The organism is Mesorhizobium sp. BHbdii (assembly GCF_053848045.1).
Map to the genome: position 1 here is coordinate 165,580 of NZ_JBSPKX010000006.1, position 21,411 is coordinate 186,990.

The 21,411-nt window shown below is 63.0% G+C and carries 21 protein-coding genes, 1 tRNA gene and 3 pseudogenes; 6 read left to right on the forward strand and 19 right to left on the reverse strand.

Features of this window, described 5'->3' with window-relative positions; genetic code table 11:
- Positions 1-14 precede the first annotated feature (14 nt).
- The 12 genes and pseudogenes from ACWTU8_RS26795 to rpoZ form a co-directional block, all read right to left on the reverse strand.
- Entirely contained in the window at positions 15-2,768 is a 2,754-nt protein-coding gene (locus ACWTU8_RS26795) for a DUF2339 domain-containing protein (RefSeq protein WP_455850509.1), read from the reverse strand.
- Positions 2,769-2,933: 165 nt separating this feature from the next.
- Positions 2,934-3,446: pseudogene (locus tag ACWTU8_RS26800) on the reverse strand (PaaI family thioesterase).
- Positions 3,443-4,219 (reverse strand): DNA repair protein RecO, encoded by a 777-nt coding sequence (gene recO / locus ACWTU8_RS26805; protein WP_127212337.1) that lies wholly within the window; start codon positions 4,217-4,219, stop codon positions 3,443-3,445. The pseudogene ACWTU8_RS26800 and the gene recO overlap by 4 nt, the downstream one beginning before the upstream one ends.
- A gap of 220 nt (positions 4,220-4,439) precedes the next feature.
- The gene (era, locus tag ACWTU8_RS26810) at positions 4,440-5,372 is read right to left on the reverse strand and encodes a GTPase Era (protein ID WP_455850510.1); all 933 of its coding nucleotides are present in this window, start codon (positions 5,370-5,372) and stop codon (positions 4,440-4,442) included.
- Entirely contained in the window at positions 5,369-6,094 is a 726-nt protein-coding gene (rnc, locus tag ACWTU8_RS26815; protein WP_455850511.1) for a ribonuclease III, read from the reverse strand. Before rnc ends, era begins: the two co-directional genes overlap by 4 nt.
- A gap of 4 nt (positions 6,095-6,098) precedes the next feature.
- A complete protein-coding gene (gene lepB, locus ACWTU8_RS26820; RefSeq protein WP_455850512.1) occupies positions 6,099-6,848 on the reverse strand; it encodes a signal peptidase I in 750 nt (249 codons plus the stop codon).
- Positions 6,849-6,925: 77 nt separating this feature from the next.
- Complete coding sequence (gene acpS / locus ACWTU8_RS26825; RefSeq protein ID WP_455850513.1) at positions 6,926-7,339, reverse strand: holo-ACP synthase; 414 nt, start codon at positions 7,337-7,339, stop codon at positions 6,926-6,928.
- 44 nt (positions 7,340-7,383) lie between these two features.
- Positions 7,384-7,473 (reverse strand): annotated as a pseudogene (locus ACWTU8_RS26830) (DUF2062 domain-containing protein); the annotation flags it as partial.
- A gap of 225 nt (positions 7,474-7,698) precedes the next feature.
- A complete protein-coding gene (locus ACWTU8_RS26835; RefSeq protein ID WP_455850514.1) occupies positions 7,699-8,079 on the reverse strand; it encodes a VOC family protein in 381 nt (126 codons plus the stop codon).
- A 74-nt stretch (positions 8,080-8,153) separates the two neighbouring features.
- Complete coding sequence (gene pyrE / locus ACWTU8_RS26840; protein WP_455850515.1) at positions 8,154-8,732, reverse strand: orotate phosphoribosyltransferase; 579 nt, start codon at positions 8,730-8,732, stop codon at positions 8,154-8,156.
- A gap of 31 nt (positions 8,733-8,763) precedes the next feature.
- Positions 8,764-10,992, reverse strand: a complete 2,229-nt coding sequence (locus tag ACWTU8_RS26845) for a RelA/SpoT family protein (protein ID WP_455850516.1) — start codon at positions 10,990-10,992, stop codon at positions 8,764-8,766.
- Positions 10,993-11,104: 112 nt separating this feature from the next.
- Positions 11,105-11,506, reverse strand: a complete 402-nt coding sequence (gene rpoZ, locus ACWTU8_RS26850) for a DNA-directed RNA polymerase subunit omega (protein WP_029354482.1) — start codon at positions 11,504-11,506, stop codon at positions 11,105-11,107.
- A 329-nt stretch (positions 11,507-11,835) separates the two neighbouring features.
- Here rpoZ and ACWTU8_RS26855 point away from each other — a divergent pair, with 329 nt between their 5' ends.
- The gene (locus ACWTU8_RS26855; protein WP_029354483.1) at positions 11,836-12,417 is read left to right on the forward strand and encodes a LabA-like NYN domain-containing protein; all 582 of its coding nucleotides are present in this window, start codon (positions 11,836-11,838) and stop codon (positions 12,415-12,417) included.
- A gap of 11 nt (positions 12,418-12,428) precedes the next feature.
- The gene (locus ACWTU8_RS26860; RefSeq protein WP_455837316.1) at positions 12,429-13,091 is read left to right on the forward strand and encodes a uracil-DNA glycosylase; all 663 of its coding nucleotides are present in this window, start codon (positions 12,429-12,431) and stop codon (positions 13,089-13,091) included.
- A 26-nt stretch (positions 13,092-13,117) separates the two neighbouring features.
- On the opposite strand, the gene ACWTU8_RS26865 is transcribed toward ACWTU8_RS26860, so the two are convergent.
- Positions 13,118-14,131 (reverse strand): zinc-binding alcohol dehydrogenase family protein, encoded by a 1,014-nt coding sequence (locus tag ACWTU8_RS26865; protein WP_455850517.1) that lies wholly within the window; start codon positions 14,129-14,131, stop codon positions 13,118-13,120.
- Positions 14,132-14,234: 103 nt separating this feature from the next.
- On the opposite strand from ACWTU8_RS26865, the gene ACWTU8_RS26870 reads away from it, so the two are divergent.
- On the forward strand, positions 14,235-14,597 hold the full coding sequence (locus ACWTU8_RS26870) for a winged helix-turn-helix transcriptional regulator (RefSeq protein ID WP_455850518.1): 363 nt from the start codon (positions 14,235-14,237) through the stop codon (positions 14,595-14,597).
- An 18-nt stretch (positions 14,598-14,615) separates the two neighbouring features.
- Here ACWTU8_RS26870 and ACWTU8_RS26875 read toward each other — a convergent pair whose 3' ends face one another.
- From ACWTU8_RS26875 to dapA, 4 genes and pseudogenes are all read right to left on the reverse strand, one after another.
- The gene (locus ACWTU8_RS26875) at positions 14,616-15,194 is read right to left on the reverse strand and encodes a GH25 family lysozyme (RefSeq protein WP_455850533.1); all 579 of its coding nucleotides are present in this window, start codon (positions 15,192-15,194) and stop codon (positions 14,616-14,618) included.
- Positions 15,127-15,372 (reverse strand): annotated as a pseudogene (locus tag ACWTU8_RS26880) (GH25 family lysozyme); the annotation flags it as partial. The pseudogene ACWTU8_RS26880 and the gene ACWTU8_RS26875, both read right to left, overlap by 68 nt.
- Before the next feature lie 28 nt (positions 15,373-15,400).
- On the reverse strand, positions 15,401-15,880 hold the full coding sequence (smpB, locus tag ACWTU8_RS26885) for an SsrA-binding protein SmpB (protein WP_006202221.1): 480 nt from the start codon (positions 15,878-15,880) through the stop codon (positions 15,401-15,403).
- A gap of 25 nt (positions 15,881-15,905) precedes the next feature.
- Positions 15,906-16,787 (reverse strand): 4-hydroxy-tetrahydrodipicolinate synthase, encoded by an 882-nt coding sequence (dapA, locus tag ACWTU8_RS26890; RefSeq protein WP_455850519.1) that lies wholly within the window; start codon positions 16,785-16,787, stop codon positions 15,906-15,908.
- 332 nt (positions 16,788-17,119) lie between these two features.
- Here dapA and ACWTU8_RS26895 point away from each other — a divergent pair, with 332 nt between their 5' ends.
- Both ACWTU8_RS26895 and ACWTU8_RS26900 read left to right on the forward strand, forming a co-directional pair.
- Positions 17,120-19,159 (forward strand): lytic transglycosylase domain-containing protein, encoded by a 2,040-nt coding sequence (locus ACWTU8_RS26895; protein WP_455850520.1) that lies wholly within the window; start codon positions 17,120-17,122, stop codon positions 19,157-19,159.
- Positions 19,160-19,324: 165 nt separating this feature from the next.
- A complete protein-coding gene (locus tag ACWTU8_RS26900) occupies positions 19,325-20,224 on the forward strand; it encodes an alpha/beta fold hydrolase (protein ID WP_455850521.1) in 900 nt (299 codons plus the stop codon).
- A gap of 100 nt (positions 20,225-20,324) precedes the next feature.
- On the opposite strand, the gene ACWTU8_RS26905 is transcribed toward ACWTU8_RS26900, so the two are convergent.
- Both ACWTU8_RS26905 and ACWTU8_RS26910 read right to left on the reverse strand, forming a co-directional pair.
- Positions 20,325-20,415, reverse strand: a tRNA-Ser gene (locus ACWTU8_RS26905).
- Positions 20,377-20,613 carry a hypothetical protein gene (locus tag ACWTU8_RS26910; RefSeq protein ID WP_455850522.1) on the reverse strand — a complete coding sequence of 79 codons (237 nt, stop codon included), beginning with the start codon at positions 20,611-20,613 and terminating at the stop codon, positions 20,377-20,379. The genes ACWTU8_RS26905 and ACWTU8_RS26910 overlap by 39 nt, the downstream gene beginning before the upstream one ends.
- A 265-nt stretch (positions 20,614-20,878) precedes the next feature.
- Here ACWTU8_RS26910 and ACWTU8_RS26915 point away from each other — a divergent pair.
- A partial coding sequence (locus ACWTU8_RS26915; protein WP_455850523.1) for a porin occupies positions 20,879-21,411 on the forward strand: 533 nt, incomplete at its 3' end.

The window sequence follows — 21,411 nt, forward strand, 5'->3', positions numbered from 1 at the left end:
TAAATTGAAAACTGTTACCTATTGCTCGTCTGAAGCTTTTCCCTCGCCGCTCTTGTCAGCAGCCGCTGATAGAACAGGCCGATGCCGATCAGCACCGCGCCGAGGCCGATGAAGGACAGCGCCCTCAGCACGCCTTCCAATTCCGACATGTCGAAGAGGAAGACCTTCAACACGGCGACCGAGATCAGCGCGGCCGACGCGATGCGCAGCACCTGCGACTTGAGCCAGACGCCGGCGGTAAGCAGCGCCACACCAATGATCAGCCACAGCGCGGAATAGGTGTAGGTTTCAAGCTGGCCAAGGCCGCTCCACAGGCCGATGAACTCGCCCTTGAACAGCCGCCTCACCGACAGCGTCGCATAGACGAAAGCGAGCAGTGCCGCCACCAGCGCCAGCATCGCGGCATACCATTTCGGCCTGACGTCTCTGGCATAGAGCGCGAGCCCCCCAGCAGCCACGGCCGGCAAGAGATAGGCGAGAAACAAAAGGTTGAACACTGGGATCTCGCCGATCGATTCGTCCGTAAACAGCGGGTTCAGCGCCACGAAATGCTGGATGACGATGAAGGCGACCGAGACAACACCCGCGGCAAGCGAACCATAGCGCAGCACCGAGCTTGGCGAGCGCATGTCGATGGCGACCAGGATCGCGCCGGCGCCGATGGCGATCAGCGTGTAGATCGCCTGTTCGGCGAGTGTCGCAGCACCCGTGTCGATGACGCCGCCATGCATGGCGTGGCGCACCAATATGGCAACCGTGAGCAGCGCAAACAGTGCTGCGCCCGCTTCCATGGCTAGGCGTGGCCGGCCATTTGTGGTGCGGGCAAGCTGCCAGGCGGCAAAGCCGAAGGCAAGCGCCGGCACGCCGTAGCCCGGCAGCAGCCAGTTGAATACCGGCGTCGTCGACAGGAATTCGGCGCCGACGATTGTCGGATCGAAGGCGACGCGGCCGAGTACGGCGATGACCGCACCGACCGAAATCCAGCCGAGCACCGGATAGGCGCGCCAGCGGGTGAACAGCGCCGGCACGATGGCCGCGGCACCCAGCAGGATGGTGGTCCAGCCGGACCCGAAAGCCATGTAGATCATCAGCAAGGCGGCGACTGCTGCCCCACCAAGCGCCAACGAGACGGCAGCACCGCCCCGTAGCGGCGGCTCTTCACCGCGCGCGATCCACTCGCCGCCGGTGGCGAAGACCACGACCAGAAGAGCTGCAAACGCCGCGTAGACAAGATCGCGGTCGAGATTGCCGAAAGTGAACCAGAGCGCCAACAGAATGACCAGCGGTGCGACAATGCCCCATGCCGCCCATGAGGCGGCTCGGATGTGAGCCGATGCGGCAGATTTGCGCGCAGCCCAGAATCCGGCGCCGATAAACATAAGTCCAAGAAAGATACCGATCCTAAGCATCAGCGTATCGGCAACTGCAGCCGGCAGACCTTCGACGTCGAGAACGCCACCTGAAAAGTCTGAAGCGACGGAGGCTGGCGGAATGATGCCGAGATAGACCAGAACCGTCGCCAGCCCCGCGGCGTGCAGAAGCGCCAGCGCCAGCGGCCGGTAGAGCGCTATCGCGACCAGGGCTGCGATAAGGGCTGCTCCCGGCAGAGCATCGCCGGCAGCGAATGCCGGGTCGACGAACAGCGCCATCGCCGAAAGGCCGACGAAGAAGCCAGGTGCGATTGACGGCCAGTCGAAGCCCCTGGCGGGCTCTGCTTCGCCACCGCGACGGCCGAGCCAGACGAAGGCGAGCACGGCCAGGGTCACCGCATTGATGAAGAGGATGACAGGCAGGTTCGTGCCCGGCGAATCAGTCATGTAAAGAATGGTCCAGAGGCCGGTGCCGACGAACGCTGCCGCCATCAGCAATTTCCAGTCGCGCAGGCGGGCGATGACGCCGGTGGCGGCGAGCACGATCGCCAAATAGCCGAACAGCGCCCAAGGATTCGGCGCCTGCGAGGCGACCAGCATCGGCGTCACCACCGCGCCGAGCAGGCCGATGCCGGCCAGCGCCTGGCCGTGGACGAGGGCGGCCGCGATGGTCGCCACACCGATGGCGCCGAGCAGCGTGAAGGCGAGCCCCGGCCCGATGAAGCCGTAAACGCCATGCGCGGCATAAACCGTGCCGAACAGGATGAAAGCACCGGCTGCCGTCAGGATCGCCGGAATATAGGCGCCGGCGACGCCCTGCACCGGCACCCTGAAGCCGGTGCGGCGGATGAACTCGCCAACGGCGACCAGCACCAGCCCGAGCATTGCTGCCATGCTCAGCCGCACGCCGGGACCGAAAATGCCGGCCTCGATGGTGTAGCGGATCAGGAACAGGCCGCCCAGCGCCAGCGCGATGCCGCCGACCCAGACCGCCCATCGGGTGCCGAGCGCCGTTTCGATGTCGGGTTTTTGCGTCGCTTTCGCCGTCACGGCGGCCGGTTGCGCTGGTGCAGATCCAGCCGGCGCCGCTTCGCCCGCAGCCCACGGTCCGGATGCAATCTTCGCGGCCTCAACCTCAGTGGACGGCTTTTCCTCAGCCTCGCCCGCCGATGACGGGACAATATCGGTCGTGGCCCCAACTGCCGCGTCTGCTGGCTTGCTGTCGTTTGCGGCCGGTTCTACCGGCTTGGCCTGCGGCGGGGCCACATGCGCGCCCGAAAGCACGAGGCTGCGCAGCGCACCAAGTTCGCGCTCGATCAGGCCGATGCGGCTCTGCTGGCGCGAGATAATGACGAATAGCGCGATGATCGCGACCAGGCCGATCAGGCTTTCGAACATGGCGGTTCCCCCAAACCAAGCCAGTAGTTACTGACAAATACGGCGGCCAGACGGCCACACTACAGCGCCGCGCATCCTTTCGGACGCGCGAAGGACGCTGTAGCGCCTTGATTTTCCGCATGATCCTTTCCGAAAATCTATTCGATTTTCGGGGTCATGCGGCAGTCAGCGCGCCGCCAGATTGGCGGCCGGAAAGATCGAGCACGTTTCGGTGCCGAAAGCCAGCAGCTTGCCGTTGGCATCCTTCAGCGTTGCTTCCGAAACCGCCAATGTGCGGCCCTTGTGCACCACCCTGCCCTCGCACACCACCTCGCCGGTCTTCGCGTGATCGGCCGTGTCAGGTTCACCTTGAACTCCGCCGTCGTATAGGCCTCGCCCTTGTCGAGCAGCGTTTGCACCGCGCAGGCAAGAGCCGAATCCAGCAGCGTCGCGGCCCAGCCGCCATGCACCCACCCAGCGGATTGAAGCGCTCGTTCGGCAGGCCGCGGAACACCGCGCGTCCTTCCGACACTTCGGTCAGGTCGAAACTGAGCTGGAACGAAATCGGCGGCGCCGGGTATTTGTTGTCGATGATGCGCTGGAGCATTCCAGGCCGGTATATCTAGAAATGTCGCCGTGCGGAATGGTGCCGAGGCCGGGCGGCGAGACCCGGCCGCGATAGAGTTCCACTCCGCTCATGTAATGTTTTCTCCGGCGGCGGTCTCGGCGCCAATCTCCTTGCCCGCCGCGTGGTGCTTGCGCACGGCGGCGAGGAAGCCGGCGCGGGCACCAGGCGCCTCGATCCCGCGCGGCTCGTAGACATGGCGGGTAAAAAAGAAGCCGGTCAGCCGGAAGGCATCCTCGATCGCCGCCGGATCGGCGCGCAGCCCGGAGCCGCGCTGCAGGAATGCGGGGAGCACCAGCATCTTGTCGCGCCATGGCGCGCCTGCGGCGCGTGACACGGCGCGCCCGGATTTCGGCGAGACATAGGCAAGGTCCTGCCTGGCACCGGTCGCAGCACACTGGCTGAGATCGAGGCCGAAGCCGAGTTCGTCGAGAATCAGCAACTCGAAGCGCGCCACCAGCTCGCCGGCGGCGTCCGTATCGTCGAGGTGGGCGATCATCACGGCCAACGTCTCGTAGAGGCCGCCATGAGCGTCGCGCTCGGGCAGCAGGCGCAGATGCGCAGCCATGGTTTGCAGCCCATAGATGGCGACGGCGCTGTCCATCAGCCGGGCGGCGTTCATCTCGATCGCCTCGGCCTGAAAGGTGCCAAGATGTTCGTCGAGCCGCGCCCGCCACAACAGGTCGACACGGTTGCCGGGCTGCAGAACGGGCTGCTGCTTGCGCGAGCGGCCGCCGCGCACAAGGCCGAGGTGGCGGCCATGCGCACGAGTCATGACCTCAAGAATGGCGCTGGTTTCGCCATGCTTGCGGGTGCCGAGAATGATTCCCTCGTCGCGCCACTCCATCAACGGAGCTTGTCACCGGTTCGGTGGCGAAATCAAGATTGGGTTTTTGGGCCGCGCGCTGGCGATCAGCAAGCACTCGGCAGCCTCACCAGCATATGGTCTCCGAGACGAGAGGTCCTGTCGGTCCCATCCGCCTGATGGAACCGGTCTGACAGCAAGATCCTTCCACCGGGGAATTGCATGGCGACCAACCGGCTCAGGAGAGCTGTTTCTAGTGACCTTAATATGGAAACTCCAGCCCCATCTCGCGATAGCGTTCGGGGTCGTCGCCCCAGTTCTCGCGCACCTTGACGAACAGGAAAAGATGCACCTTCTGTTCGAGGATACCGGATATCTCCATGCGTGCCGCCTGGCCGATGGCACGGATCGTCTCGCCCTTGTGGCCGAGTACGATCTTCTTCTGGCTGTCACGCTCGACATAAATGGTCTGGTCGATGCGCACCGAGCCGTCTTTCTTCTCTTCCCATTTCTCGGTCTCGATATGGGAGGAATAGGGCAGTTCCTGATGCAGCCTGAGATAGAGCTTTTCGCGAGTGATCTCGGCCGCCAGCTGACGCATCGGCAGGTCGGAGATCTGGTCTTCCGGGTAATACCAGGGGCCGGCAGGCAGGGTTTCCGAGAGATAGTCGAGCAGGTCCTTGCAGCCCGACCCGGTTAGCGCCGAGACCATGAAAGTGCGCTTGAAGGGCACTTTTTCGTTGGCTGCCGCCGACAGGGCCAGCAGCGCCTCGGGCTTGACCCGGTCGACCTTGTTGAGGATCAGCACCATCGGCTGGCGGACATCCTTCAGCCGTTCGAGGATCGCGTCGGCGTCGCCCCTGATGCCGCGCTCGGCGTCGATCAGTAACAGCACGATGTCGGCGTCCTTGGCGCCGCCCCAGGCGGTCGTCACCATCGCCGTGTCCAACCGCCGCTTCGGCTTGAAGATGCCCGGCGTGTCGACGAAGACGATCTGTGCGCTATTGTGGGTGGCAATGCCGCGCACGATGGCGCGTGTTGTCTGCACCTTGTGGGTGACGATCGACACCTTGGCGCCGACCAGTTGGTTGACCAGCGTCGATTTCCCCGCATTGGGCGCGCCGATCAACGCGACGAAGCCAGAATGCGTGGTGGCGGCTTCTGTTGCCGGCGGGACGTCTTCGGTGGCGGTCATGCCGCGCTCCCCTTATTTAGCCAGACGCCTTCGCGCAACAGCAGTGCAGTAGCGGCGGCTTGCTCGGCCTCGCGCTTGGAGCGCCCGCTGCCGGTCGCCGGCGGATAGGCGCCGACCTTGACGCTGACGGTGAACAGCGGATCGTGGTCCGGTCCCTCGCGGCTGTCAATTATGTAGACCGGCACGGCGCCTGCGGCCTGATGCGCCCATTCCTGCAGTTCGGTCTTGGCATCGCGGCGGGCGGCACCGATGGCCTGCGAGCGCGGCCGCCAGTACTTGTGGATGAAGGCGCGGGCCGCCTCCAGCCCGCCGTCGAGATAGAGCACGGCGATCAGCGATTCCAGCGCATCAGCCCGCAGATTGACGCGCTTGCGCCCGTCGAGGCCGCGCACGTCCGAGCCGGCACGGATCAGCTCCGGCAGGCCGATCTCCTCGGCGATCTCCGCCAGCACCTCTGCGTTGACCAGCGCGTTGAGCCGGAGCGACAGCTCACCTTCGGCAGCGTCCGGATACGCCGCCAGAAGCATGTCGGCGACGACCAGGCCGAGGACGCGGTCGCCCAAGAATTCGAAACGCTCATAGTCGATGCCGGCATGGCTGCTGCGGGCGCTGGCATGGGTCAGCGCGCGCTGCAGGCGCTGGCGGTCGGCAAAGGCGTGGCCGGTGCGCTCCATGAGCGCTTCGGCGAGCGCGTCGACGGTCAGCCGTTTTGTCGCCGCCATGATCCTAATTGACGAAATGGAACAGGCGCGACGCGCGCATCAGCGACGGCCATTTCCAGATTTCGAGCGGGCTGGCACTGCCACCGATCGAGAAGAAGATGAGGTTGGCGCGGCCGACCAGATTCTCGTCGGGCACGAAACCGACGGTGAAGCGGCTGTCCGAGGAATTGTCTCTGTTATCGCCCATCATGAAATAGTGGCCGGGCGGCACGTCGAATTCACGGGTGTTGTCACCGATCGAGCTGGGTGTCAGGTCGAGCGTGTCATAGCTGACGCCGTTCGGCAATGTCTCGCGATAGACGTCGACCGGCCCGCTCTCCTCGGTGATGTCGCGATTGTCGATCTGCCCGACCTTCTGGCGCGGCACGCCGACGCCGTTGATGAAGAGCTGGCCATCCTTGACTTGGACCTTGTCACCCGGCAGGCCGATGACGCGCTTGATATAGTCGACCGAGGGGTCCGGCGGGAACTTGAACACCGCCACGTCGCCGCGCTTAGGCTCGGCGCCCCAGATGCGGCCCGAAAAGAGGTCCGGCCCGAACGGCAGCGAATAGCGCGAGAAGCCATAGGACCACTTGGTGACGAAGAGGTAGTCGCCTTCGAGCAAGGTCGGCCGCATCGACCCTGACGGGATAGAGAATGGCTGAAAAAGGAGCGTGCGGATGACGAGAGCGAGCAAAAGCGCCTGGACGATGACGCTGACGGTTTCGCCAAGCCCGCCGGATTTCTTCTGAGGTTTTTCAGCCACGCTCATGTCGTCCTCGATTATGCGTTGGTTGGTATAGAGTCTCGGCGCGCGCTGGGCAACGTCATGCCGGTGGTCAGATGCAATCAATGTGGCGCTTCTTCGACGGGCAACGCCTCGATGATCACAAAGGCTTGAGCAAGCGGAAAATCGTCGGTGATGGTGAGGTGGATCGCCGCTCTGTGGCCTTCAGGCAGGATTTTGTCCAGCTGCGCCGCCGCCCCGCCGGTCAACGCTATGGTCGGCTTGCCGCTGGCCAGGTTGACTACGCCCATGTCGCGCCAGAACACCCCTTGCGCCATACCGGTGCCCAGCGCCTTGGCGCAGGCTTCCTTGGCGGCGAAGCGCTTGGCATAGGAGGCGGCCCGGGCGCCGCGGTTTTCGGAGCGGGCCTGTTCGACCTCGGTGTAGATGCGCTGGATGAAGCGCTGGCCATGGCGCTCCAGCGATTTTTCGATGCGTCTGATATCGATCAGGTCGCTGCCGATGCCAATGATCATTCGGCGGGAACTTCCCGTCCGGCGGTTCCAGCTCTGTCCGCCAGACGCAGCGAGCGCGAGAAAGAGCGGCGTGGCCACAGATAGATATGCATCCGCTCGAGAAAACCATCAGGCTTGCGGCGTCGAAAAAGCACTCTGTTCCTGTCCTGATATCCAAAGCTGCCGCTCCGACCATCCCGGGCCGTCGAAAGGCAACAACGACCTTGATATAGCGATACGCTGGCCGCAGAACAACCGTAGCTGCATGCCGTCCGCTGCTGTCGCCTGCGGGACCGGCGTTTCGCCACTCCGGACACAGTGTAATCGCGACGGATTTGAGGAGGAGAGTTCGCCGCAGAATCGGCAGCAACTCCAGCTATCTACGGCCCATACTCGCTGACCTCGACGAGATTGCCGTCCGGGTCGCGGAAATAGACCGACATCATCGGGCCACGGGCGCCGATCCGCTCGACCGGCCCGACTTCAACGCCAACCCCGTTGGCCGCCAGGCTGGCGCATATCTCCGAGAGCGGAAGAGCGGCGACCAGGCAGAAATCCGCGGAGCCCGGAGTCGGCGCCTTGGCCTTGGGCTCGAAGGTACGCCCGACGTCATGCACATTGATCTTTTGCGTTCCAAACAGCAGCGCCGTCGGCCGGTCCGGCTCGTCGAGGCGCCTGAAGCCGAGCACGCGCTGATAGAAGGCGCAGGTGTCTTCGACGGAGCGAACCGTCAGCACGAAATGATCGATGCCTGCAATCACGGCTGCGCCTCAGTTAACGTTGTTTTATGCATGTCGTTGTCCCAAAACCGCTGCGCACTTTTGGGCGATATGCATCAGATATTGCGGCTGCCCGGTTTGATGGCCGGTATGGCGGCGAGTTCGGGCGGCAGCCTGTCGGCTGGGTAGGCCGGAACCTCGTATTCGGCGAGCGCGATCAGCGGCACGCCGACATCGGTCTTGCCAGCCGAGCGGTCGATGATGCAGGCAGCGGCAACGACCTCGGCGCCAAGCGCGCGCAGGCAGTCAACGGTCTCGCGGATCGACAGGCCGGTGGTGACGATGTCCTCGACGATGACGACGCGCGAACCCTTGGCGATCTCGAAGCGGCGGAGCCTGAACTCGCCCCCTTCCCGCTCGACCCAGATCGCCGGAGCGACAAGATGGCGCGAGGTCTCGTAGGCCGGGATCAGCCCGCCGATCGCCGGACCGACGACATAATCGATCCTGCCGGACACAGCAGCGCGGATCTTCTCGGCCAGCGCCTTGCACAGGCGCTCGGTCTTGTCGGCATGCATGAAGACCCGCGCCTTCTGCAGGAAGACCGGGCTTCGCAAGCCCGACGTCAGGATGAAATGCCCTTCGAGAACGGCACCGGCTTCACGGAAAATGCCCAGCACTTCGTCGGTGTTCATCTCTGCCTTGTCTCCAGCACGCTGATGATTTCTAGCCGTTCACGCGTCGCGCATCGCTGACGCTCGAATTGTCCTTGAGCTGCGACAGCAGCCGGTTCAGGTGCTTCAGGTCCCAGACTTCGAGATCGATCAGCATTTCGGTGAAATCGGGCGCGGTGCGCACCATCGACAATGTATGGATGTTGGCGTCGTTGGATGCAACGACCTGCGCGATGTCGGCCAGTGAACCCGGCGCGTTGATGGCGGTGACCGAGACTCGCGCCGGAAACCGCTCCTTGGTGCGCTCGTCTATGTCCCAGCGCACGTCGATCCAGCGTTCGGGCTGGTCGTCGAAAGCCTGCAGCGCCGGCGACTGGATCGGATAGATGGTGATGCCGGTTCCCGGCTGCACGATGCCGACGATGCGGTCACCGGGGACAGCACCTTCCGGCGCGAAGCGCACCGGCAGGTCGCCGCGGACGCCGCGGATCGGCACGGCGCCGTCCTTTGGCTGGTCCTTGTCCTTGCGTGCCGCGCGGCCCGGAATCTGGAACAGCATGCCGGCGGCGTTGCGGATCTTCGACCAGCCCTCCTCGCGCTGCTTGGGCGCGGCCAGCGTGACGCGCTCGTCCTTGTAGTCGGGAAACACCGCCTTCATGACATCGGTGGAGGCAAGTTCGCCGCGGCCGACAGAGGCCAGCACATCCTCGATGTCCTTGCGCGCCAGCCGATGCAGCACCGACTTCAGGCTCTCCTTGGTAAAGATCTTTCCGGATCGTTCGAAGGCGCGTTCCAGTATGCGGATACCGAGACCCGAATACTGCTTGCGGATGGCATTCTTGGTGGCGCGGCGGATCGCCGAGCGCGCCTTGCCGGTGACGACGACCGACTCCCACGCCGCCGGGGGCACCTGCGCCTTGGAGCGGATGATCTCGACTTCATCGCCATTCTTCAGCTCGGTCATCAGCGGCATGATACGACCGTTGACCTTGGCGCCGACGCAGGTGTCGCCGACATCGGTGTGCACGGCGTAGGCGAAGTCGATCGGCGTGGCGCCGCGCGGCAGCGCGATCAGCATGCCTTTGGGCGTGAAGCAGAACACCTGGTCCTGGAACAGTTCCAGCTTGGTGTTTTCCAGGAAGTCCTCGGGATTGTCGCCTTCGGCAAGCTGCTCGATGGTGCGCCGCAGCCAGGCATAGGCGTTGGTCTCCTTCGAGATCGCATGGGCAGCGCCGTTCATCTTGCCGCCGCTGTCCTTGTAGATCGAATGCGCGGCAACGCCATATTCGGCAATCTTGTTCATCTGATAGGTGCGGATCTGCAACTCGACGCGCTGGCGCGACGGTCCGACGATGGTGGTGTGGATCGAACGGTAGTCGTTCTGCTTCGGCGTAGAGATGTAGTCCTTGAAGCGGCCTGGCACCATCGACCATGTGGTGTGGATGGCGCCGAGCGCCCGGTAGCAGTCCTCGACGGTATCGACGACGACGCGAAAGCCGAAAATGTCGGATAGCTGCTCGAAGGACAGCGCCTTGGCCTCCATCTTGCGGAACACAGACCACGGCTTCTTCTGGCGGCTCTTGACCTCGGCCTTGATCGCATATTTCTCGAACAGCGTGGACAGCGCCCTTTCGATCTCGGACAGCACATCCTTGTTGCGTTCGAAGATTTCGGCGAGCCGCGCGGTGACGGCGCGGTAGGCTTCCGGATTGATGAAGCGGAAGGCGATCTCCTCGAGCTCCTCGCGCATGCCTTGCATGCCCATGCGCCCGGCAAGCGGCGCATAGATATCCATCGTTTCCTCGGCGATGCGCAGGCGCTTGGCTTCAGGCACATGGTCGAGAGTGCGCATGTTGTGCAAGCGGTCGGCGAGCTTGACCAGCAGCACGCGAACGTCTTCCGAGATCGCCAGCAAGAGCTTGCGCAGGTTTTCCGCCTGCTCGGCCTTCTTGGAGACGAGGTCGAGTTTCTTCAGCTTGGTCAAGCCTTCGACCAACTTGCCCATTTCCGGACCGAACAGCTCGTCGATCTCGGCCCTGGTCGCCGTGGTGTCCTCGATCGTGTCGTGCAGCAGGGCAACCGCGATGGTCGCCTCATCCATGTGCATTTCGGTGAGGATGGCGGCGACTTCGAGCGGATGCGAGAAATAGGGATCGCCGGAGGCGCGCTTCTGGTGACCATGCTTCTGCATGGCGTAGACATAGGCCTTGTTGAGCAGCGCCTCGTTGACGTCAGGCTTGTAGCGCTGGACGCGCTCGACAAGCTCATACTGACGCATCATGGGCGGGATCTCGCAGTGCTGAAACGAATCATGCGCCGCACTGGCGTACGGCGCATGTCATAGATAACCACGAAACCGCCGACGCGAAAGTGTCGGCAGCCGTTGCGAAGACTCAATAATCGTCGCTTTTTTCCGGCGGCACCAGACCTTCGATGCCGGCCAGGAGATCTTCCTCGGTCATGCGGTCGAAGGTGATGTTGTCCTCGGTGTCGTCGGCATCGGTTGCCGCAGCGGCGGTACCGGTCTGGTCGGCGATCGCCTCGCCATCGGCTTCCGGCTCGTCGACCTCGACATGCTTCTGCAGCGAGTGGATCAGATCTTCCTTGAGGTCGTCGGGCGACAATGTCTCCTCGGCGATCTCGCGCAGCGCGATGACCGGATTCTTGTCGTTGTCACGAGGGACGGTGATCTGCGCGCCCTGGCTGATCTGACGGGCGCGATGGCCGGCCAGAAGCACGAGCTCGAAGCGGTTGTCGACCTTGTCGATGCAATCTTCAACGGTTACGCGGGCCATGAGCTGCCCCTTTCATGCCTGGATTTGACGGAAAACAGGCGCGGTCCATAACCCGGACACCGCCAAAATACAAGCTTTTTGGCAATCTCAGGTCTGGGGCCAAGTCCGGGGCCAGGTCAGGGGCGGAGTAAGGCCGGGCCAAGGCGAGTCTGGGGGCGCCGCCTGCGACGATACGGCACCGATCACAATTGCTTGCTATACAGCATCATACCCTTGGATTGCCGCAAAACCGGCGTTATCTCGAATGACGAAGGTCAGCCGGTTATTTCAAGCCGACCGATAGTCACGCGCATTTAGACGACCGCTTATTTTCGAAAAGGAATATTTCCATGTTCGACCCTCGTGAAAAAATCGCTCTTTTCATCGACGGTGCCAATCTTTACGCCACGTCGCGCGCGCTCGGCTTCGATATCGACTACCGCAGGCTTTTGTCGAGCTTCCAGAAGCGCGGCTACCTGCTGCGTGCATACTACTACACCGCGCTGGTCGAGGATCAGGAATACTCCTCGATCCGGCCGCTGATCGACTGGCTCGATTACAACGGTTTCAAGGTAGTAACAAAGCCGGCCAAGGAATTCACCGACTCGACCGGCCGCCGCAAGATTAAGGGCAATATGGACATCGAGTTGACCGTCGATGCGTTGGAACTTGCCGATGTCGTCGACCACTATGTCATCTTTTCCGGCGACGGCGACTTCCGCACACTGGTCGAGGCGCTGCAGCGGCGCGGGCGCAAGGTGTCGATCGTCTCGACCATGGCATCGCAGCCGCCGATGATCTCCGACGACCTGCGCCGCCAGGCCGACCATTTCATCGATCTGATGACGCTGAAGAACGAAGTCGGCCGTGATCCCTCCGAGCGGCCGGTGCGCCGGCCCGAGCCGGCTGAAGTCGACGAGGACGATTTTTGACGGCGGGGGTCTTGACCGCCCCCTTGGTCGCCTCCCCCGAGCCCGATCGCGACTGCCCACTCTGCCCGCGGCTGCACGATTTTATCGCGCAATGGCGGCAGCGCGAGCCGTCCTGGTTCAATGCGCCGGTGCCGACCTTCCTTCCGCCCGAGGGCGAGGATGCGGTGCGGCTGCTGATCGTCGGACTGGCGCCGGGCCTGCGCGGTGCAAACCGCACCGGACGTCCCTTTACCGGCGACTATGCCGGCGACCTCCTCTACAACACGCTGATCGCGCACGGCTTTGCGCGCGGCCAATTCAAGGCGCGGCCCGATGACGGGCTGGAGCTTGTCGGCACGGCGATCACCAATGCGGTGCGCTGCGTGCCGCCGGACAACAAGCCGGTCGGCGCCGAGATTGCCACCTGCCGGACGTTCCTGGTGCCGACGATCGCGCGGTTCAAGAACCTGCGCGCCGTACTGGCGCTGGGCTCGATCGCGCACCAGTCGACGGTGCGGGCGCTCGGCCAACGTGTTGCTGCTTATCCGTTCAAGCACGGCGGGCAGCAGCAAACCAATGGCGTCACGCTGTTCTCCAGCTACCATTGCTCGCGCTACAACACCAACACCGGCGTCCTGACCGAAGAGATGTTCGTCTACGTCTTCAGCCAGATAGAAGAGTTTTTGCAGAAATAAGAGTCGGCCGCGCCGCCGTCAGTTGGCTAGAAGCCCTCCAGGACGATCTTTCCCTTGGCCTTGCGGCTCTCGATCAGCGCATGGGCGCGCTTCAAATTGGCGGCATTGATGAGGCCGCCAGTCTCGCCAAGCGTCGTCCGGATCGCGCCAGTGTCAACGAGCCTCGCCAATTCGTTCAGATGTTCGCCCTGCGCCGCCATGTCCGCCGTCTCGAACATCGAGCGGGTGAACATGAACTCCCAATGCACCGAGACGCTCTTGCGCTTGAAAGGATTGATGTCGAGCGATTTCGAATCGTCGATAACCGCGAAACGTCCTTGCGGCGCGATCAACTCGGCGATCTCGGCCAGATGCTCGTCAGTGTTCGTCGTCGAGAACACGAAGCTAGGGGCACCGATGTCCAGTGCTGCGACTTCGGCCGCCAGCGGCTTGGAATGATCGACGACATGGTGGGCGCCGAGCCCGAGCGCCCAGTCCCGTGTTTCGAGCCTCGACGCGGTGGCAATCACCGTCAGACCGGTCAGCTGTCTCGCAAGCTGCACTGCGATCGATCCGACGCCGCCGGCGCCGCCGATGATCAGGATGGCGGGTGCCGCACCCGCAACGGGCTTTCTGACGTCGAGACGATCGAACAGGGTCTCCCAGGCAGTGACCGCCGTCAACGGCAGCGCTGCTGCTTCCGCATAGCCGAGTGAGGTCGGCTTGCGGCCGACTAGCCGCTCGTCGACACAATGGAACTCGGCATTGGTGCCTTGCGGCGCAAGGGCGCCTGAATAGAAGACATCGTCGCCTGCCCTGAAGAGCTCAGCGCCCGGGCCGGTCGCGACAACCCGGCCGGCGGCATCCCAACCGAGCACCCGCCATTGGCCGGCTTCGGGAGCGATGTTGCGCCGCACCTTGGTGTCGACCGGGTTGACCGAGATCGCCTTCACCTCGACCAGCAGGTCGCGTCCCTTGGGGTCCGGCTTCGGCAGTTCGATGTCGACGAGGGAGGCCTCGTCCGTGATGGGAGCTGGAATTTGATAACCGACGGCGCGCATCTTCATCTCCGTGATCGCTGTTGTAAGGGATAGACATGCTGTCTACGATCACCATGCGCAAGAATGCACATATAAAGCACATAGTGTAGAAAAGGATACCGTTATGCCGCGCATTCGCCACGAGCGATTTGATTGCAGCCCCGGCTGCACCGTGGAGGGAACGCTCCGCTATATCGACGGAAAGTGGAAAGGCGTCGTGCTCTACCATCTGTTCGAGGGCACATTGCGCTTCAACGAGATTCGCCGGCGGATACCGAATTGCACGCAACGCATGCTGACCAATCAGCTCCGCGAGCTGGAGGCGGATGGGCTGATCGCCCGCAAGATCTATCCGCAGGTGCCGCCGAAAGTGGAATACAGCCTGACGCCGCGCGGCAGGAGCCTGGAACCGGTGATCACCGCCCTGAAAACCTGGGGCGATGCAAATGTGGCCCTCGATCCGCAGACGTCGCAAGCCGCGGCGTAAGAGCGGCAGAGAGGCACCTTACCGGAAGCGATGTCCCTGAATCCGTTCAGGGTGTTCGCGGGTTTCTGAAGGGATGGATTCAGGTGGCGCCGCGAAAAGCGTAGTCAGCATTTCCTGCCCGCCCTGAAGGACATTCAGATCGACATCGCCGCTGACGCCGTCGACGCGACCGCTGTCGTGGTACTGCCAATAGATCCAGTCGTCATGACCTGGCCACAGCGCCAGTGAACGAACCCAGAGCGGGCGACCGACGATCTGGCCGGCGTAGGCCCGTGCGGCCTCGTCGGTCACATAGAGGATCGCCGTTTTGCCGAAAGCTGCCTCGACAGGGCCGAGGAAAGCCGAGAGTTCGACATTCAATTCTTCGGGCGATGGCCGCCGCGGACAATTGCCGACGAATTCGATATCCACCACCGGCGGCAGCAGCGGTTGATCGCGCGGCACGACGGAGATGATCGGCGCCAGGTCTGCAGAAAGTGAAGAAATGATAGGCACCGACTGCCAAACCAGCCGAGCGGGCCTCGCGCAGATTGGCGTCGAAGGCATCATCGACGTGGTCGCCGCCCTCGGTTGGCTTGATGACGGCGAAGGCAACATCGTCGGCGGCAACACGCTGCCAGTCGATCTGCCGCTGGTGATGGGAAACGTCGATGCCCCTGACCGGATACTTGCCGCGATCCGGAGAAAACGGACGGAGGTAGAAATAGCCGCCGGCCGCGACGAGGCACGCCAGGATCAGGCTGGCCGCGCCCCAAAGGACGATCCGGTTCTTCATCCGGTCCTTCAAAAGAGTGGCTCCCAGCCTACCCACGCTCCTTCAGCAGCCGGCCCTTCTCGCGCGACCAGTCGCGCTGCTTTTCGGTTTCGCGCTTGTCGTGCAGTTTCTTGCCGCGGCCAACGGCAAGCAGCAGCTTGGCCCGGCCCTGGTCGTTGAAATAGATTTTTAGCGGCACCAGCGTCATGCCTTCGCGATCGACACTCTGCGACAGCTTGGCCATCTCGCGCTTGTTGAGCAGGAGTTTGCGGCGCCGGCGCGGCTCGTGGTTGAAGCGGTTGGCTTGCAGATATTCCGGCAGATAGGAGTTGATCAGCCAGATCTCACCGCCCTCGACCGAGGCGTAAGAGTCCTGGATGTTGGCCTGGCCCTGGCGCAGCGATTTCACCTCGGTGCCGGTCAGCACCAGGCCGGCCTCGATCGTGTCGAGCACCTCATAGGAAAACCGCGCCTTGCGGTTTTCCGCAACGGTCTTGTTGTTGGGATCGGCTTTTCTGACTTGATTCATGATGCGGAGAGGTGGCGCCTCATCCCTAATTAATCAAGCCGGCGTGCTTCATGGCCGCATCGATCTTCTCGGCGGTCGACTGCTCGACGGTGACCAGCGGTGAACGCAGCACGTTCTCGACCTTGCCGAGCTTCGACAGCGCATATTTCGCGCCGGACACGCCGGGCTCCAGGAAAATCGCCTTGTGCAGCGGCAGCAACCGGTCCTGCAAGTCCAGCGCCTTGGCGTTCTCACCGGAAAGCGTCGCCTCCTGGAATTCGGCGCACAGCCGCGGCGCGACATTCGCCGTCACCGAAATGCAGCCGACGCCGCCATGGGCGTTGAAGCCGAGCGCCGAGGCATCCTCGCCGGAAAGCTGGATGAAATCCTTGCCGCAGGTCGCGCGCTGCTCGGAAACCCGCTCGACCTTGCCGGTGGCATCCTTGACGCCGATGATGTTCCTGAAGTCACGCACCAGCTCGCCCATCGTCTCGGGCGTCATGTCGATCACCGAGCGCGGCGGAATGTTGTAGATGATGATCGGCAGACTGGTCGCCTTGGCGACGGCGGCGAAATGGGCGTAGAGACCGCGCTGCGTCGGCTTGTTGTAGTAAGGCGTGACGACGAGTGCAGCGTCGGCGCCCGCCTTCTCGGCATATTGCACCAGGCCAACCGCCTCCTCGGTGTTGTTGGAGCCGGCGCCGGCGACGACCGAAGCGCGGCCCTTGGCGACCTCGATGCACACTTTGACTACGTGGCGGTGCTCGTCATGCGACAGCGTCGGCGACTCGCCGGTGGTGCCGACCGGAACCAGACCGGTCGTGCCTTCGGCGATCTGCCAGGCAACGAGAGCGCGAAAGGCTTTCTCGTCGAAACGGCCGCTCTTTTCGAACGGTGTCACGAGCGCGGTAAGCGAGCCTCTCAGCATGTCGTCCAACTCCCTGGGACTAGCGCATGACCCCGAGAATCGAAGTCGATTTTCGCTGGGGATCATGCGCCAAATTTAAGGTGCTACAGCGTCCTTTGCGCGTTTGAGACGACGCACGGCGCTGTAGGTGTTTTGTCGTGCGCGCCTTCTAGCCGAAAGCGAAGCGGCGCACCATAGTCTCGACACTGTTGCGCGGCAAGCATGGTGGTAATGCCAGCAAGCCCAATTTGAACGGCCTCGATAGCCTTGTTTACGGGCTCTTCATCACAGCCAACTAGGCTTCGGTTGATCTGTGCCTGTTGGTAATGTGTAGACAGGAAATGATGAAGACCATGCCGACCAGGCAGCCTCATTTTTTTGCGCTGCTTGGCGCAATTCTCCTGCTGACGCCGAGCCTTGTGGCCGCGGGCAAGATCGATCTGCATGTCACGTCGGCCATACCGATACCAAACCTGCAGGATACGGGCCTGCACGATACGGGATCTCCATCCGTCAGTGTCGCCAGGCTGAAAAGCGGCCTCGATGCGCTGGCGGCAAACGACATTGCCGGTGCGCTTCAAGTGCGCGAAACCCTGCCGGTCAATTCGCTCGACCGGCACATCCTTGCCTGGGCGATCGCACTCTACGGCGGCGACAAGGTGCCAAGCGGCGACATCGCCGATGCTGCGAAAATGCTGCCGAACTGGCCGGGCTTGATCGGCTTGCGCAAGAACAGCGAGCGCGCGCTCTATCGCGAAAACCCCGCGCCTGAGATCGTGGTGCAGGCATTCGGCGGCAGCCAACCGCAGACAGTCGAGGGCGTGGTCATCCTCGCCCGCTCCTATGTTTCGCAGGGCAACGTCGAGGCAGCGCGCTCGGTGCTGTCGCCTTTCTGGCGCACTGAGAAACTGGAAGCCAAGGACGAAGCGGCGATCATCTGGGAATTCGGCAAGCTCATCGCCGCCGCCGACCACAGCTTTCGCATGCAGCGCATGTTCTATGCCGACCGGGTCAATTCCGCGCTGCGCGTCGCCGGCCTTGCCGGCGCCCAACAGCTGGCCGATGCCTGGGCAGCGGCGGACAGGGGCGACAAGAAAGCGGCCAAACTGCTGAAGGCGGTGCCCGCTGCGCAGCGTTCAGCCGGCTATCTCTTCGCGCAAGCCCAATATCTACGCAAGCAGCAGAAGTTTTCCGACGCCGCCGCAGTGATGATGAAGGCGCCGAGCGACCGCAGCGCACTGATCGATCCGGATGCCTGGTGGGCCGAGCGCCGGGTGCTGTCGCGCGAACTGGTCGACCAGGGCGACATGAAGACCGCCTACAAAATAGTCGCAGCACACGCCGCCGAAAGTGCTGCCAACGCGGCGGATGCGGAGTTTCATGCCGGCTGGTACGCGCTGCGCGGCCTCAACGAGCCCAACACCGCTGCCAGGCATTTCGCGCGGATCGCCGATCTCGCCCAGGGGCCGATCTCGCTGTCGCGCGCCTATTACTGGCTCGGCCGTGCGGCCGAAGCCGGCGGTCCCGGCAGCGCGAAGGATTATTTCACCCGTGCCGCTGGTTACGGCACGACCTTTTACGGCCAGCTCGCCGGCGAGCGCGTCGGCCGGCAGGTCCTCAACATCGCCCATCCGCAGCCGAGCGCCGCCGATCAGCGGAATTTCGCCAATCGCGAGGCGGTCAGCGCCATCAAGCGGCTGCAGGAGGCGGGCTATGAGCGCTACGCCGACACGCTTTATCGCGACCTCGCCGGGCAGTTGACCAGTCCCGGAGAGCTGGCGTTGCTCGCCGCTATGGCGGAAAAGCAGGGCAACCATTTCCTGGCGCTGAAAATCGGCAAGATCGCCGGCGCGCGCGGCATCGATGTCGGCGCGCTGTCGCATCCGCTCGGCGTCATTCCCGCCACCGCCAACATTTCCGGCTCAGGCAAGGCGCTGGCCTATGCGATCGCTCGCCAGGAAAGCGAATTCAATATCGGCGCCGTCTCCAGCGCCGGCGCGCGCGGGCTGCTGCAGCTAATGCCGGGGACCGCCAGGCAATTGGCGAAGAAGGCCGGGATGACCTTCTCGCAGGCGCGGCTGACCACCGACGCCGGCTACAATGCGACGCTCGGCGCCGCCTTCCTCGGCGAGCAGCTCGGCCGCTTCGACGGTTCCTATGTCCTGACCTTCGCCGGCTACAATGCCGGCCCCAACCGCGCCGCCCAGTGGGTGGCTAGATATGGCGATCCGCGCGGCAAGGACATCGACTCAGTAGTCGACTGGATCGAGCGGATTCCTTATACGGAAACAAGAAGTTACGTCCAGCGCGTGATGGAGAATTACGAAGTCTACAAGATGCGCATTTCCGGCAAGTACGATATCGTTGGAGATTTGGTGAACGGGCGGAGTTGAAGAGCGTCGACGGCGTTCGAGATTGGCGAATGCGTCGATGACGGCCAATCTCCCTCACGAGGGGGAGATCGGCAGTTTCGCCGGTCCGCCTTCCCGATTTGACCGCACCTTCCCTCGCCTGTAGCAGTCGGAGACTATCCGGCAGCAGCGAGGAACCACGTCTAGATGCCCAGCGACCAGGATTTTTCCGATTTCTTCTACGCCTCGCCGGACGGGCTGCAACTTCACGCCCGTGTCTACGGCGAAGCGAATTCCGAACACTGGCCGGTCGTCTGCCTGCCTGGCCTGACCCGCAATTGCCGCGATTTTCATGAGCTGGCGCTGCACCTGTCGCGACGGGCGGAAGGTTCGCGAAAAATTGTCGCTTTCGACTACCGTGGGCGCGGGCAATCCGCCTACGACCCCGATATCGGCCATTACAATATCGGCGTTGAAGCCGGTGATATCCTCGCCGGGTTGGCGGCGCTGAGCATCGAGGCGGCGGCGTTCATCGGCACGTCGCGTGGCGGGCTGATCATCCATGTGGTCGGCACGATGCGGCCGGCCGTCCTTAAAGCCGTCGTCCTCAACGACATCGGCCCGGTGGTCGAGGCTAGCGGTCTCGCCTATATCCGCTCCTATCTCGAGCAGACACCAAAGCCGAAAACCCATGCCGAGGCGATCGGCGCCCAGTGCGGCGCGCATAGCAGCGACTTTCCAGCTCTGACCGAGGCGGATTGGGAGCGGATGGTATCGGCCCTCTACCGAGAGACGGATCAGGGGTTGGTGCCGGATTTCGACCCGAAGCTGGTCGATACGCTGGCGGGTCTCGATCTTACTCAGCCACTCGCAGATCTGTGGCCGCAGTTCGAGGCGCTGGCGGCCATACCCTTGCTCGCCATCCGCGGCGCCAATTCGAAGCTGCTTTCCGCCGAGACGCTCGAACAGATGCGAAAGCGTCACCCTTGTGTCGAGACGATGACGGTCGAGGGCCAGGGCCATGCGCCTATCCTTGAGACTGGCGGCCTGCCCTACGCCATCGCCAATTTTCTTGATATGGCCGAGCAACGCATCGGCTCGAGCTAATGCTCGAGAACTGAGGAATTTATTTGAGGCAGTGCCGCAGCGCATGCTGCTTTCGCGGAAAGGGGGACTTATCCTGCGAAGCGCCCAGCGCGAAGCAGGATGGCGGAGAGGATGGGATTCGAACCCACGAGAAGCTTTTGACCTCTACTCCCTTAGCAGGGGAGCGCCTTCGACCACTCGGCCACCTCTCCGTTGCGCCGGTGGATAAAGAAAAGCGCCGGCACAATCAACAAGCCGGCGCGATTATCATTGAAAAAACCGGCTTCCGCCAAATGGCGCTTTCGCCATGCGGCGATTCTGCGGCAATCCCTCGGCCGGCGACTCACGACATCGTCGCAATTCCGGCTGGCAATTGTCAGAATCGGCCGGATTGCAAAGGTCTCGCCCAAGGGTTTCCCATAGCTCCATGGTTAACGAGAGCTTTCCGAGTGAGGCCAAATCGTGTCATTTGTGCAACAAGGCAGGGGGATAGCGCCTGCACAGACCTTTCGCCGATACGATGGTGGTTGAACGCCGCCGCCTCATGGGTAATGTCGAATTCGAAGGAGCGGCGCGGTGCGCATCTTTTTCGGTAGTGGGGATGGGGCAGGGAACGCTGTCCTTCAGCAAAGAATACCCAGACCCGTTTTTTAACTTTTGACTGGAGGTCAGAAAATGAACATCAAGAGCCTTCTTCTTGGCTCCGCTGCGGCTCTGGTCGCAGTTTCCGGTGCGCGCGCCGCCGACGCCGTCGTCGTTGCCGAGCCGGAACCCGCTGAATACGTCCGCATCTGCGACGTCTACGGCGCTGGCTACTTCTACATCCCCGGCACCGAGACCTGCCTGCGCATCGGCGGCTATGTCCGCTATGACATCGGCGTCGGCGACGTCGGCACATTCACCGGTGCGCGGACCGTCGACGTCGAGGACGGCGACGAGCAGGATACCTACTGGAAGCGTGCTCGCTTCACGCTGAAGACCTGGACCGGCCAGGAAACGGAGCTCGGCACGTTGAAGACGTACACCGAGACCCGCTTCAACTTCCAAAACACCCAGGGCGATACATCTCCGTACCTCAACGAAGCCGGCAACAGGGCCGTCTCGCTGAACTTCGCCTGGATCCAGCTCGGTGGGCTGCGCGTCGGTAAGGACGAATCGGCCTTCGATACGTTCATCGGCTACGCCGGCAACGTCATGAACGATACGCT

Bases quoted from the DNA above. Each gene is read 5' to 3' on its own strand.
- ACWTU8_RS26795 (WP_455850509.1), bottom strand. From the start codon at position 2,768: ATGTTCGAAAGCCTGATCGGCCTGGTCGCGATCATCGCGCTATTCGTC.
- recO (WP_127212337.1), bottom strand. From the start codon at position 4,219: ATGGAGTGGCGCGACGAGGGAATCATTCTCGGCACCCGCAAGCATGGC.
- era (WP_455850510.1), bottom strand. From the start codon at position 5,372: ATGACCGCCACCGAAGACGTCCCGCCGGCAACAGAAGCCGCCACCACG.
- rnc (WP_455850511.1), bottom strand. From the start codon at position 6,094: ATGGCGGCGACAAAACGGCTGACCGTCGACGCGCTCGCCGAAGCGCTC.
- lepB (WP_455850512.1), bottom strand. From the start codon at position 6,848: ATGAGCGTGGCTGAAAAACCTCAGAAGAAATCCGGCGGGCTTGGCGAA.
- acpS (WP_455850513.1), bottom strand. From the start codon at position 7,339: ATGATCATTGGCATCGGCAGCGACCTGATCGATATCAGACGCATCGAA.
- pyrE (WP_455850515.1), bottom strand. From the start codon at position 8,732: ATGAACACCGACGAAGTGCTGGGCATTTTCCGTGAAGCCGGTGCCGTT.
- ACWTU8_RS26845 (WP_455850516.1), bottom strand. From the start codon at position 10,992: ATGATGCGTCAGTATGAGCTTGTCGAGCGCGTCCAGCGCTACAAGCCT.
- rpoZ (WP_029354482.1), bottom strand. From the start codon at position 11,506: ATGGCCCGCGTAACCGTTGAAGATTGCATCGACAAGGTCGACAACCGC.
- ACWTU8_RS26855 (WP_029354483.1), top strand. From the start codon at position 11,836: ATGTTCGACCCTCGTGAAAAAATCGCTCTTTTCATCGACGGTGCCAAT.
- ACWTU8_RS26865 (WP_455850517.1), bottom strand. From the start codon at position 14,131: ATGCGCGCCGTCGGTTATCAAATTCCAGCTCCCATCACGGACGAGGCC.
- ACWTU8_RS26870 (WP_455850518.1), top strand. From the start codon at position 14,235: ATGCCGCGCATTCGCCACGAGCGATTTGATTGCAGCCCCGGCTGCACC.
- ACWTU8_RS26875 (WP_455850533.1), bottom strand. From the start codon at position 15,194: ATGTTGCCTTCGCCGTCATCAAGCCAACCGAGGGCGGCGACCACGTCG.
- smpB (WP_006202221.1), bottom strand. From the start codon at position 15,880: ATGAATCAAGTCAGAAAAGCCGATCCCAACAACAAGACCGTTGCGGAA.
- dapA (WP_455850519.1), bottom strand. From the start codon at position 16,787: ATGCTGAGAGGCTCGCTTACCGCGCTCGTGACACCGTTCGAAAAGAGC.
- ACWTU8_RS26895 (WP_455850520.1), top strand. From the start codon at position 17,120: ATGCCGACCAGGCAGCCTCATTTTTTTGCGCTGCTTGGCGCAATTCTC.
- ACWTU8_RS26900 (WP_455850521.1), top strand. From the start codon at position 19,325: ATGCCCAGCGACCAGGATTTTTCCGATTTCTTCTACGCCTCGCCGGAC.